Genomic DNA, 12,337 nt, shown 5'->3' on the forward strand with positions numbered 1-12,337 from the left:
AAAAAGCGAACTTAACATCGCCGTTTGAAAGACGTTAAGTTCGCTTTTGATATTAACCTTGGTATTTACCAGAGTTTTGGTTTTTCTTTGCTTCAGCTTGTGCGTTTTGTTGTCTCACTTCTTGAGCACTTGTTTCGCTACCAAATTCAGTACCGAAGTTGTTTTTAGATGCCTGAGCATTTTGGTTTTTCACGTGTTGTGTGCTTGTACCAGATGCTGTTTTGTTTGTTTGTTTTGCCATTGTAATCACCTCCACGAAAATTAATATGCCCGGGAGGTAAATAGGGTATGCAAACTTTTTTTCAGTATTTTAAGGCGCAAGCACAAAATACATTTACCTTACATTAAAAGTGAACGCCCTCCGTCAATAATAAGCGTTTGACCGCAAATCATATTTGCTTGATCGGAGACTAAGAACATCACTGCATCTACCATATCTTTTGGCTCCACCATACGACCAGCTGGAGTATGTTTGCGCGCATCATCTAACAGTTCATCACGATTTGGGAAGTGCTTTAATGCTTCTGTATCCACAGCACCTCCAGATACAGCATTTACCACAATATTCTTTGGAGCCAGCTCCACTGCTAAATAGCGGGTCAATGCTTCTACAGCAGCTTTTGACACACCTACTGTTGTATAATTTTCTAAATAGCGAATAGAACCAAGTGAACTGATGGTAACAATCTTTCCTCCGCCTACTTTTTCCATACGTTTAGCCGCTTCTTGTGCACAGAATAAATATCCTTTGCTATTGATGTCCATTGTCCAATTCCAGTGAGTTTCTTCTAATTCCATAATAGGACGTAAAACTCCTGAAGCCGCATTACTTACAAACACGTCTAAGCAACCGAATGCTTCATCAATTTGCTCAAACATTTCTTTAATTTTTTCTACTTTTCCTACGTTTGCTTTAACAACTAATGCTTCTCTGCCTAATGCTTTAATTTCTTCCGCTACTTCCTGCGCTGCACTTTTGCTTCGTGCATAGTTTAATACAATATCGTATCCTTCTTTAGCAAGACGTAAAGCAATCTCTTTACCAATACCTCTGCTGCTTCCCGTAACTAGTGCTACCTTTTGTGACATGATGTCATCTCCCTTATGTATCATATTATCTTTACATTGTACTGATTTTATCGCATAAGAAACAAGTAATATAGGGAAAATAGATAAAACTTGATGAAATGAACGAGGTGAATAGAATGTATGTAGGTCGAGACATGACGGCTCTTTCAATGATTTCTAAAAGCGAGTGGAAAGACAGCGAGCTTGCGTTTTTCCATCACTCTTTACAGCAAATGACGCCGTATTTAAATGCTGAAGGACAAAGTATTCATCAGCAAATTATTAAAGAAATTGAAGCACGCGGCGGGTTACAGCGCCACGAAGCAGATTATACACACGGCACGCACGTATCATATGATTAAATAAAAAGAAGCGCGGAGTTTATCCACGCTTCTTTTATTTAACAAGTAAATATTCTTTTAAGATTTTTTGATGGGAAACAGGAAATGCATATTGTTCTAAATCTTTTTCAGAAACCACTTTCAAATCTTTTAATGTACTGATATCACTTACAAGCTCTGCTTCATATACTGTGATGTTCCAGACGATATGAGAAAACACGTGCTGAATTGTGGTAAACGGCGCATTAATTTTAATATCAGCTCCGTACTCATTTTGAATAAATGCCTGAAGCTGCTGATGATCTGGCGCTATACTAAGATCTACTTCTATATTTGGAAATTCCCATAGGTTAGCTAAAAGTCCTTTGCTTGGACGCTTATGAATTAGATAATTTCCTTCACCGTCTTTAATCACCGCTGCAGCAAGCTGAAGAGCACGCGGCGCTTTTTTCTTTGATTTAACAGGAAGCTCATTCTGCACTCCTTCTTCAAAAGCGCGGCAGTGTTCGCGAACTGGACATAACAAACAGGAAGGAGAAGTTGGTGTACAGACAATGGCACCAAGTTCCATCATGCCTTGATTGAAATAGGAAGGATTATCTTTTGAAATAATTTCATGCACGATTTCTTCAAACAGCTTTCTTGTTTTCGGTTTTGCAATATCATCCCAAACGGATAAAATGCGCGATAGCACACGCATGACATTTCCATCTACAGCAGGCTGTGGCACTCCGTATGCAATACTTAAAATGGCCCCTGTTGTATAAGGACCCACTCCTTTTAGTTTGGAGATTTCTGCTGGCGTATTTGGAACTTTTCCCCCGTATTGTTCGTGGACTTCTCGAACAGCGGTTTGCAAATTACGGGCACGGGAATAATAGCCTAATCCTTCCCACGCTTTTAACACATCATCTTCATTCGCATAAGCTAAGTCTTTGATAGTGGGAAATTTGCTAATAAAATTATTAAAATAAGGAATGACCGTATCTACTCTCGTTTGTTGAAGCATAATTTCAGATACCCACACCTTATAAGGGTCCTGATCTTGACGCCAAGGTAAAATGCGCTGTTCCTGCTCAAACCAAGAGATTAAGTCATTTTGAAATGCTTGAATATCAAAATTTTGTACAATATCTTTACTTTGTTTCACGTCATAGCCTCCGAGGTATTAACTATACATATACAATGTGTTGCTTTTTGAATCTTAGTAACTTTATGATAACCTTATAACAACTACAAATATGAATAGTAAAATGAATTGTTCAAATAATGAATAAAAACAGCCGATTTGCTGCGTTAATAATAAAATGAGATTTTTTGCTTTAAATCAAGCTTTCATGCTGAATTAGAATAATCTAAGATCGTCATCTTACAAAGGAGGAGTTCGCTCTGGATACTGGTACACACATTGCAATGGGAATCGCTCTGGGCGGCCTTGCAACATTAGACCCCACTGTATCTGCGAATACAGCCACAATGGATGCTGTGATGATTGGCGTAATGGCCGGGTCATTAGCACCTGATTTAGACACTGTTTTAAAGCTGCGAAACAATGCACAGTATATCCGCAATCACCGTGGAATTACACATTCTATCCCGGCTGTTATTTTATGGCCTTTGCTTATCGTGCTCATTCTTTCGCTTCTGCTACCAGGAGCTAACTTGCTGCACCTATGGATGTGGACCTTTGCAGGCGTCATTATTCACGTTTTTGTTGATATCTTTAACGCTTATGGCACGCAGGCTTTACGGCCTTTCACAAATAAATGGATTGCGCTTGGCGTAATCAACACGTTTGATTACGTGATTTTCTCAGCTCACGTACTTGCGATTTTAATCTGGTTTATTGGAGCAGAGCCAGGACCAACATTCATTACGCTGTATGTGTTATTGGCGTTTTACTATGGACTGCGCTTTTATATGCGCCATCAAATCGCCAAGAAGCTTCGAAAACAGTTTCCTGATGTTATCAAGCTCAATATCTCTCCTACGCTGCGTTTCACTCACTGGCACTTAGCCGTGACGACCGAAAAGTACTTTCATGTAGGAAGAGCAATCGGAGAAGAAATTTTTATTTATGATACGTTTGATAAAGTTCCAATTCCTGAGTCGGCCGTAATTGAAGTAGCGAAAAAAGATGAAAATTTATCTGCTTTTCTTTCCTTTTCACCTATTTATAGATGGGAACTGGACGAATATAACGACCACATTGAAGTGCGCTTTATTGATTTGCGCTACCGCAGCAAAGACTACTATCCATTTGTAGCCGTAGTACAGCTTGATTACGACTTAAATATTATTTGTTCGTACACTGGTTGGATTTTCAGTGAGAAAAAATTGCGTAAAAAGCTTGATTACCTCCCGCACTAATCATAACAAGAACAAATATGAAACCCAAAAACGAACCGTCTTGAGAAAACGGTTCGTTTTTATTTAATGTTTTAAATAGTCATCGTTATTTAATAAATGCTGATATTTAGGGTTTTTAACCGCGATTTCATGAAGTTTGTCACCGTAGCTGTTGATATACATCGTAACAACCTTTTCCGTCGCTTCTTTCCCTTTATAATCATATCCGGCTTTTGCGTAAGATGACTCAAAATCTTCCCAGAAAAGTTCGACCCACGTACGGGCTTGAGCATATGAAAGCGAACTGTTTTTATTTAATAGCTGATTCGTTAATCTTTCGAATATATCGTTCATAAGAACACCTCGATTACCAAAATTCTTTATGAGTATGTTTGCACTTTTAACTTACACTATAAATGCGGAGTTATTCACTCCCTCATGTACTATATCATAACCGCAACGCTTTCTGTTGTAAAAGGAGAGGTATCGATGCGCAATAAAGCAAAAGATTTTACAAACCAACATCATACTAAGTTTGAAGGCGAGCCTCGAGCAAAAGCAGAATACGCATCAAAACGTGCAAATGGAACGATCAATACGCATCCGCAAGAACGTATGCATGCTTCTAATGAGCGCGAAGAATAACCGCTTGCTTTGCTTATTTGTTTAAAAGTAAAGCGAATATAGAAATCAAACAAGCAGCACACTTCGTGCTGCTTGTTCGTCCCTTTATTTTTTCAACATGGAAATAGGCAATGCCTCTTCATTTTGCGGTGAGCCAAGTCTAAACCCCCATGCAAAAACTCCGTTCATATAATCAATTTTAAAATATGAACCCGGATCTCCTTGAATTTCATATACTTCCCCTGCTTTAAACGTTTCAGGATCCAATAAATACGATCTAGCCATTGTTACTTTTCTTTCTAATACTGCATACTCGTTGACCATGCCAAGCTGTTCAGCTTTTCGTGCTTTTTCTTGAAGAGACCCAATTTCTTGTTGAAGTTCATACGTCGTCATATCACTATAACGTTTTTCAGACATGCTGTTTTCCCCCTTGTTTGCTTTCATTTTATTATAACAAAAGGTATAACTAAAGGGAGACTATGAAAAGGGAGTTTTGGGAATGAAAACAGTGCTAATCACAGGCGGTGCGACGGGTCTTGGAAAAGAACTCGCAAAACTTTACGCAAAAGACTACAACGTCATTCTAGCTGGACGCAATCAACAGAAATTAACTGAGGCTCAGCATGAGCTAGGAGACAACGTATATACGATGTCTGTAGATATTACACAGTATGAAGAAGTAGGAAAATCTGTAGAAAAACTGCTGATGCAGCATTCAGTAGATATCCTTATCAACAACGCAGGCATTGGACATTTTGGTCCTTTGACAGATTATACAAAACAAGCAATCGATGAAGTCATCGATACAAATGTAAAAGGAACTATTTTTTTAACGCAAGCGCTTATGCCTCATCTCTTGACGAGACCTGAACCTAAAGTTATGAATATCATTTCAACTGCAGGACTTCGAGGGAAAGCCAATGAAAGCGTCTATGTGGCAAGTAAATTTGGCGTAAGGGGATTTACAGAAAGTTTAAAAGTGGAGTACCAAGATACCAACCTTCATGTGATTGCAGCGTATATGGGAGGCATGAATACTCCTTTTTGGGATCACAACAACCATATTAAAGATAAAAGCCGCTTGCGCTCAGCTTCAGAAATCGCTGGGATTATTTATAAACAGCAGAATGACTCAGAAGATATTTTGTTTTAAAAAGATTGAAACATAACTACATCCATCTAAATACTTGAAGCTTATGTTAAACATCACAATAAAAAAATCCGAACGAGTTGGATTCTCTATCAAGAATCTCGATTCATCGTTCGGATCTTCCTTCAACTAACATACTTTTTTCCCCGCTCTATTCCTCTTCAATAGAATCTAGAAATGATTGAATTTGTTCAATGGAAAATCCTTTTCTATAAAGAGCCTGCTTCATTTTTTGCTGATATTCCCAGCCTTCATACTTTGAAAAACGACGATGAGCTTTCATTCCTTGATATTGCAGAGCTTCCCAAACCTCATCACTTTCTTTTTCTGTATCCGTTCGCTGAAATGCTTCTTGAATAACAGAAAACGAATAGCCCTTCACTGCCAATGCTTGTTCCATTTTTTGTTTCATCATCACTTGAGATAATTTCTTGTATTTCCCTTTTAACTTTTCAATTAATTTTACAGCAGTTTGAATTTGCTGTTCTTCAGGGTATTCACATAAACTAAGGGTAATAATGGAATCAGAAATCCCCTTTTCTTTTAATTCTCTTTGAATCACATTTGGTCCTTTTGATGTCGTGTTCATCTGAGTTAACACAAATGCTTTGGCAAACTCTTCATCATTTAAATAACGGTGGCTGACTAGTTTCTGAATAACTTGTTGAATAATAGTAGAGTTAATTTCTTTTTTCTTTAAATAATCATGTACCTCTTTTTCAGAGCGCATTCGATAAGATAAGTAAATGATCGCTAAATTATAAGCTTTTTTCTCATCATCTGCATACTGAATTTCCGTTAATTCAAATTCATCAAGCTCACGACCTTTTTTTAAGTCATATTTGATGAGGACATTTTCGTCAACACCAAAGCCAAACTCTTCACCTTTACCGTAATCTAAATACACATTATAACGTTCACCGCTATTCTTTTGCGTTGTGATCTTTGTGACAACAGGCATTAACCTTCACCTCATATTTCTTATTAAATTGATGGCTGAAGAACCGCCAAACGTATCATACACATTTTTATTTATCTCAATAAAGGAGGAAGTTCGTATGAAAATTGTTATTGCTGGAGGAACTGGATTCGTAGGTAAAGCTTTAACAAAACATTTTTTAACACAAAAACATTATGTATATATTTTAACACGCAATGCAGATAAAGCTGCAAGAGATCCGAAACTTAAATATGTAGAGTGGATGCAAGAAAACAGCCAACCTGAAGAGCATGTAGAAGGAGCAGACGTTTTTATCAATTTAGCTGGCGTTTCACTTAACAGCGGCCGCTGGACGGACGAGCGCAAAAAAGCCATCGTGGAAAGCCGCCTTTCTTCTACTCAAGAAATCCTTCGTATTATGGCTGCGTTGCCCGAAAAACCGTCACTTTACGTAAATGCAAGCGCCGTTGGTTATTACGGGACATCAACGAAAGAAACGTTCACAGAAGCTTCTCCATCCATCGGCACAGACTTTTTAGCTGAAACGGTAAAAAAGTGGGAAAATGAGGCCCTAAAAGCGATGGAACTCAATATTCGTACTGTCTTAACAAGATTCGGCGTTATATTAGGGAAAGGTGGCGGAGCACTTCCTTCTACGGCCCTTCCTTATAAATTATTTGCAGGAGGAACAGTCGGTTCCGGAGAACAGTGGATGTCTTGGGTACATCTTCAAGACGTCGTGAAGATCATCGATTATTGTATCCATACCCAACAAATAGAGGGACCTGTTAATGTAACTGCCCCAAATCCCGTTCAAATGAAAGAGTTTGGAAAGACGATTGGAAAAGTGTTGAATCGTCCTCATTGGATGCCCGTACCTAGCTTTGGCCTTCAGCTGCTGATGGGAGAAATGAGTATGATTATTTTAAAGGGACAGCGCGTTTTACCTGAAAAATTGATTCAACAGAATTACATTTTTACATATACTGTATTAGAAGATGCATTGCGAGATTTACTCTAGTTATTTTCTGTTATTTCCCTAAAACAGGTGACTAAGCTGCCGATAGATAGGAGTAACTTTATGAAAACCATTCTCTTGAAAAATGCAACGCTCTATCCTATTACGTCAAAACCTATTTATAATAGTGATGTGCTCATTCAAGATGGAAAAATTGTTTTAATTGGGCCAAACTTGCAGCCACCTCTTCGAGTAGAAGTCATTGACTGCAAACAGCGTTATTTATTCCCTGGATTTATTGATGTTCATACACATCTAGGATTATATGATGAAGGAACCGGCTGGGCCGGGAATGATGCTAACGAAACCATTGAACCTATGACTCCACATATCCGAGCTTTTGACAGTGTACATCCTTTAGATCCTGGGTTTAAAGATGCCATTGAAGCGGGTATTACGTCTGTACACATTATGCCAGGAAGTGCAAATGTGATTGGAGGCACAACTTCCGTTATTAAAACAGCTGGAACAAGCATTTCTCAAATGTTAATTCAAGAGACAGCTGGACTTAAGATTGCGCTAGGAGAAAATCCAAAACGAATTCACAGCCACGGCAATAAAGAATCGATTACGCGAATGGGCATTATGGGGATGCTACGAGAAGCCTTTTATCAAGCAAAAAGCAGTGACAACAAAGATGATTTGCGCATCAAACCTCTCACTCAAGCACTGAATAGAGAGATTCCAGTTCGAATTCATGCTCATAGGGCCGATGATATTCTATCAGCTCTTCGCTTAGCAGATGAATTTCATTTAGACGTTCGTATTGAACACTGTACAGAAGGCCATTTAATTGCCAAAGAGCTGGGTGGAAGAAATTTAAAAGTGAGCGTAGGTCCAACTTTAACACGCCGCTCAAAAGTTGAACTTAAGAATAAAACGTGGAAAACTTATCAAGCTCTTTGCAATGAAGGAGTAGAAGTTTCCATTACAACGGACCATCCTTATACGCCTATTCAGTATCTAAATATTTGCGCATCCATTGCCGTACGTGAAGGACTCGAAGAGCAAAAAGCATTAGAAGGCATCACGATTACTGCTGCTCGGAATCTCCGTATTGATCATCGAATCGGCAGTATCGAAGCAGGAAAAGACGCTGATTTAGTGCTATGGAGCCATCATCCCTTTCACTACCTAGCAAAGCCTATTTTCACCATGATAGATGGTAAAATATTATTTAAAAAAAATTAACATTTTACCTATTTTCTTTTTTTATTTTTTTTAGTATGATACGTTTAGAAGCATGTGAATTTCACAAAAGCATAAACATCACACGTTGACTTTTTATGTTTGTTGACTTGTAATGGGAAGGCAAATGGTGCGCCACCAGGTAACTGGTTCTAGTGGGTTCGATTCCCACCCCGAAATTTTTTTAATTATTAAAAAATTTCGAGGGTGGGGACTTGATTGGAGTCTGTATATACCCTCGATCAGGAGGGAAAAGTTATGTTAAAAAAACGTGACCTAAATGACTGTCAATCTCTATACGAACTCATGGTACATCCTGATGTCTTCCCTTTTGTTCGTCATAAAGCCCATTCCTATGAAGAATTTTTATTTGTGACTAAACAAACGATGGAAGCAGAAGATCATGGAGAGATTATTTCTCGCACGATTTTAGACGAATGGGGTAACCCTATCGGCACCATTAATTTATTTGATGTACAGGATCAAGCCGGTTTTTTAGGCACTTGGCTTGGCAAACCATTTCATGGAAAAGGATATAATCAAATTGCAAAAGAAGCGTTCTTTAATGAACTGTTCTTTGAGTTAAATATAGAGCGAATTTTTATGCGAATTCGTAAAATCAATATCAGGTCTATTAAGGCTGCCGAAAAACTGCCTTATGCAGTACTTGCGAATGAAACACACAAAGCTTTATACGATGAAATTAATCAACATGAAGACGTATATGATTTATACGAAATTCCAAAAGACTTGTATACATTATACTACCTGCGTCACGAACAAGACGTTCAAGAAGATCACCAGCTTAAAGAAGCGTAAGAGTCTCTCCGTTACACGGAGAGCTTTTTTATGATTAAAAACGAGAGATTCTGGAAAAAATAAGTAGTATGATCGAAAAACGTTAATTGGAGGTTTTTTTATGTCTGAAAAAAAACGAAAAGAAAACGCAAAAAATACGTTAAGTAGCGCTCAAGAAATCTATTACGGCCGCGAGTTTAAAAAAGCAGACCGTGCAGGCGGCTACACGAAAAAATAAGTGAGGCAAAACATCTCTATCCAACGCTTGATCATCCCAACGTCCTTTCTGTACACTGTGTATCGGAAGGACGTTTTATATTATGTAAAGATAATAACGCGAAGATTTTATGCGTATGATTTACGATTTTTTAATACTTTACTATATCCACAAAGTTTACCCACAATTATGTGGATAATGTGTATAACTTTATCAGATATGTATATTACCGCTTTCATAACTTGAAATGACAGTGGGTAATTTTTATGTAAATTTTCTGAAAAAATGTGAATAATGTGGATAAAGTTGTGAATATCCTATACAATTCAGCAGTTAACTTCTTGTTAACCTGTGGATATCTTCTTTAGCACTTTCGTTTGTTTTAGTAGCATGAAAGCTTTTGATGTATTATAAGTATAATAATAAAAAGTAGGGGAACTTCCCCTACTTTTTTATTATTGGAAACAATATATCCACACTTGTTCCTTGATTTAACTGACTAGAAAATGTCATCTTCGCATGGTGAGCTTTAATAATCCGATAGCTGACCATCAGCCCTAAACCTGTACCTTTTTCTTTTGTACTATAAAAAGGCTCGCCTATCTTCGCTAACCGTTCAGGAGGAATACCTTGCCCTTCATCAGCAAGCTGCAGCCAAAGGTGGTTTTCTTTTGCTTTAATAGTAATATGAATACTCCCTCCTTCAGGCATTGCTTCGATAGAGTTTTTAATAATATTAATAATTACTTGTTTTAACTGATTTTTATCTCCATATACCTGTGGTAACTGGTCGTCCCTTTCAAATATGAAAGCTACCTTTTTTTCTACTGCTTCAGGTTCAAGAAGCGAGCACACTTCTTGAACAAGCGCTTGCATATTCAAGGGTTCAACATTCATAACCTGAGGTTTTCCTAACATCAAAAATTCTTCTACGATTCCATTCATTCGTTCTAATTCAGTTTCCATAATATCTATATACAAAGCATCTTTGGGATTTTGTTCTTTTAATAAGTGAACAAAACCTTTTAAAGAAGTCAAAGGATTTTTGATCTCGTGGGCAATTCCAGCTGCAAGTTCTCCTACAACGGCCAGCTTCTCAGAAGTTCTAAGCTTCTCTTCTGCTTTTTTACGCTCCGTAATATCTGTCGATACGCACAGCATTTGAATTACTTCCTGTTTTTCATTCATAATAGGAAGTTTTGCTGTTTCGACCCAGCGCCTGTTTCCTTTTGAATCTTTAAACTGTTCTTCTAATACCATCCCTTTTTGGGTACAGTTTGAAAACGCCCCTTTATATAAAAGATCTGATTGAAGGTTGAACTGATATTTATCAATTGATTGTCCAATCAAGTCATCAGATTTTTCACCTAGCAGCATCGCAAAAGATTCATTAACAAGAATGAACTCCCTTTTTTGATTAATGGCATAAATATAGCTTGGATTAATATCAATGACTTGTCTTAAAAACGTTTTTTGTTCCTGCAACTGATTTTCTTTTTGCTGTAAATTTGCTTTAGAATGGCGTATATAGCTAATCATTTCATTAAACTGTTTAGATAAAGTACCGATTTCGCCACGGTCAATTTCTCGTTCCGGAATTTTTTGATTAAAATTCCCTCGCGCTACTTGTCCCGCCAATTCATATAGTTTACGAATAGGATTCACAATTTGCCTTGCATATAGCGCAGTAAAAAAAGAAAGCAGTAAAATCGTAATAGCTGAAACGGTCCAAAGCGTTTTTTCAAACGTTTCATAAGGCCTATAAATTTCTTCAACGGGTAATTCAGCGACAATTCCCCAATCCAAAACAGGAATATATTCAAATGACGCAAAAAAGTACTTACCTTCGGTGTTCACAACGCGCTGATATCCTGATTTATGATTCATCGTTTCCTGGACGATTTCATTTTTCCTGGCATTTTCACCGATTCTCTGTTTCTCCGGGTGTGAAATAATTCTACCATTGCGGTCTACAATAAATGTATAGCCGTTCTCTCCTATATCGAACGTTTGAAAAATGGATTGAAAGCTTTTATTTTCTTCAATGCGCAGCGCTAAATTTATAACTTTTTTTACATTTTGCTGCTCATCCAAAATAGGAATCGCCATCACCACAATGTAATGCTTTGTGTCTGCTGAAACGACATCGCTTAAATATATTTTTTTAGTTCGCAGTGCTTCTTGAAAATATTTTCTTTTACTTAAGTTCACGTGCTTCATACTCTTTAAATCATCTGGGTAATAATGCTCCACATACCCTTTTGTATTAAAAATGGTTCCGCTATCGATATACGGTGAAATATTAACTATTTTCTGCAGTTCTTTGTCTATCTCTTGTTCATCATCCGATAAAAAAATAGGATCTTGCTGTACCTCGTCTCCCAAGCTCCAAATATCTTTAATAACGACGTTGATTTGCTCTTTCATTCTCTTGACGGTTTTATCAGTTACCTGTCGATATTGATCTTGAGAAATATTAGGAAGCATCACTCTTGAAACTATAAACATTAGCGTCAGTACGGTACAAATAAGAAGCACATTAATCGTGAAGATTTTCCAAAACGTATGAGATTTAAACCATTTCATGTTTGTTCACCTTAATCTAATGAAGTCTACCTCCATTGTACTGCAAAATGAAAAC

Annotated in this window: 15 protein-coding genes; 8 read left to right on the forward strand and 7 right to left on the reverse strand. The window is 37.5% G+C overall.

The genetic code is table 11. The annotated features are described in order from the left end of the window. Positions 1–52 precede the first annotated feature (52 nt). Complete coding sequence (locus ACO1DI_RS17690; protein WP_339998318.1) at positions 53–241, reverse strand: gamma-type small acid-soluble spore protein; 189 nt, start codon at positions 239–241, stop codon at positions 53–55. 98 nt (positions 242–339) lie between these two features. After that, positions 340–1,089: an enoyl-[acyl-carrier-protein] reductase FabL gene (gene fabL / locus ACO1DI_RS17695; RefSeq protein WP_423145503.1), complete on the reverse strand. Its 750-nt coding sequence runs from the start codon at positions 1,087–1,089 to the stop codon at positions 340–342. A gap of 116 nt (positions 1,090–1,205) precedes the next feature. Between fabL and ACO1DI_RS17700 the strand changes: the two genes are divergently transcribed. After that, complete coding sequence (locus tag ACO1DI_RS17700; protein ID WP_014461827.1) at positions 1,206–1,430, forward strand: hypothetical protein; 225 nt, start codon at positions 1,206–1,208, stop codon at positions 1,428–1,430. Between the two features lie 34 nt (positions 1,431–1,464). Here ACO1DI_RS17700 and mutY read toward each other — a convergent pair whose 3' ends face one another. Continuing rightward, entirely contained in the window at positions 1,465–2,559 is a 1,095-nt protein-coding gene (mutY, locus tag ACO1DI_RS17705; RefSeq protein WP_115652974.1) for an A/G-specific adenine glycosylase, read from the reverse strand. A gap of 239 nt (positions 2,560–2,798) precedes the next feature. On the opposite strand from mutY, the gene ACO1DI_RS17710 reads away from it, so the two are divergent. Continuing rightward, positions 2,799–3,779, forward strand: coding sequence for a metal-dependent hydrolase (locus tag ACO1DI_RS17710; RefSeq protein WP_074682687.1), 981 nt, complete (start codon positions 2,799–2,801; stop codon positions 3,777–3,779). 63 nt (positions 3,780–3,842) lie between these two features. Here the strand turns inward: ACO1DI_RS17710 and ACO1DI_RS17715 are convergent, their stop codons facing one another. Then, on the reverse strand, positions 3,843–4,112 hold the full coding sequence (locus tag ACO1DI_RS17715) for a YfhJ family protein (protein WP_013055156.1): 270 nt from the start codon (positions 4,110–4,112) through the stop codon (positions 3,843–3,845). Positions 4,113–4,247: 135 nt separating this feature from the next. Here ACO1DI_RS17715 and ACO1DI_RS17720 point away from each other — a divergent pair, with 135 nt between their 5' ends. After that, the gene (locus ACO1DI_RS17720) at positions 4,248–4,403 is read left to right on the forward strand and encodes a small, acid-soluble spore protein K (protein WP_028412433.1); all 156 of its coding nucleotides are present in this window, start codon (positions 4,248–4,250) and stop codon (positions 4,401–4,403) included. 84 nt (positions 4,404–4,487) lie between these two features. Here ACO1DI_RS17720 and ACO1DI_RS17725 read toward each other — a convergent pair whose 3' ends face one another. Continuing rightward, entirely contained in the window at positions 4,488–4,802 is a 315-nt protein-coding gene (locus ACO1DI_RS17725) for a YfhH family protein (RefSeq protein ID WP_013055154.1), read from the reverse strand. An 82-nt stretch (positions 4,803–4,884) separates the two neighbouring features. On the opposite strand from ACO1DI_RS17725, the gene ACO1DI_RS17730 reads away from it, so the two are divergent. Then, entirely contained in the window at positions 4,885–5,538 is a 654-nt protein-coding gene (locus tag ACO1DI_RS17730; RefSeq protein WP_423145504.1) for an SDR family NAD(P)-dependent oxidoreductase, read from the forward strand. Positions 5,539–5,686: 148 nt separating this feature from the next. Here ACO1DI_RS17730 and recX read toward each other — a convergent pair whose 3' ends face one another. After that, complete coding sequence (gene recX / locus ACO1DI_RS17735; RefSeq protein ID WP_048021552.1) at positions 5,687–6,496, reverse strand: recombination regulator RecX; 810 nt, start codon at positions 6,494–6,496, stop codon at positions 5,687–5,689. A 97-nt stretch (positions 6,497–6,593) separates the two neighbouring features. Here recX and ACO1DI_RS17740 point away from each other — a divergent pair, with 97 nt between their 5' ends. The 4 genes from ACO1DI_RS17740 to ACO1DI_RS17755 all read left to right on the forward strand — a co-directional run bounded on the left by ACO1DI_RS17740 (position 6,594) and on the right by ACO1DI_RS17755 (position 9,717). Continuing rightward, positions 6,594–7,496 carry a TIGR01777 family oxidoreductase gene (locus ACO1DI_RS17740; protein ID WP_182421548.1) on the forward strand — a complete coding sequence of 301 codons (903 nt, stop codon included), beginning with the start codon at positions 6,594–6,596 and terminating at the stop codon, positions 7,494–7,496. Between the two features lie 60 nt (positions 7,497–7,556). Beyond that, complete coding sequence (locus ACO1DI_RS17745; RefSeq protein ID WP_014461835.1) at positions 7,557–8,684, forward strand: amidohydrolase; 1,128 nt, start codon at positions 7,557–7,559, stop codon at positions 8,682–8,684. A 255-nt stretch (positions 8,685–8,939) separates the two neighbouring features. Continuing rightward, positions 8,940–9,500, forward strand: a complete 561-nt coding sequence (locus ACO1DI_RS17750) for a GNAT family N-acetyltransferase (RefSeq protein ID WP_013055149.1) — start codon at positions 8,940–8,942, stop codon at positions 9,498–9,500. Between the two features lie 100 nt (positions 9,501–9,600). Further along, positions 9,601–9,717 (forward strand): YfhE family protein, encoded by a 117-nt coding sequence (locus ACO1DI_RS17755; protein ID WP_013055148.1) that lies wholly within the window; start codon positions 9,601–9,603, stop codon positions 9,715–9,717. A 423-nt stretch (positions 9,718–10,140) separates the two neighbouring features. Here ACO1DI_RS17755 and ACO1DI_RS17760 read toward each other — a convergent pair whose 3' ends face one another. After that, a complete protein-coding gene (locus tag ACO1DI_RS17760; protein WP_033580771.1) occupies positions 10,141–12,282 on the reverse strand; it encodes a PAS domain-containing sensor histidine kinase in 2,142 nt (713 codons plus the stop codon). Between the last annotated feature and the right edge of the window lie 55 nt (positions 12,283–12,337).

This window comes from Priestia sp. 40, from assembly GCF_049368575.1.
Taxonomy (GTDB): domain Bacteria; phylum Bacillota; class Bacilli; order Bacillales; family Bacillaceae_H; genus Priestia; species Priestia zanthoxyli.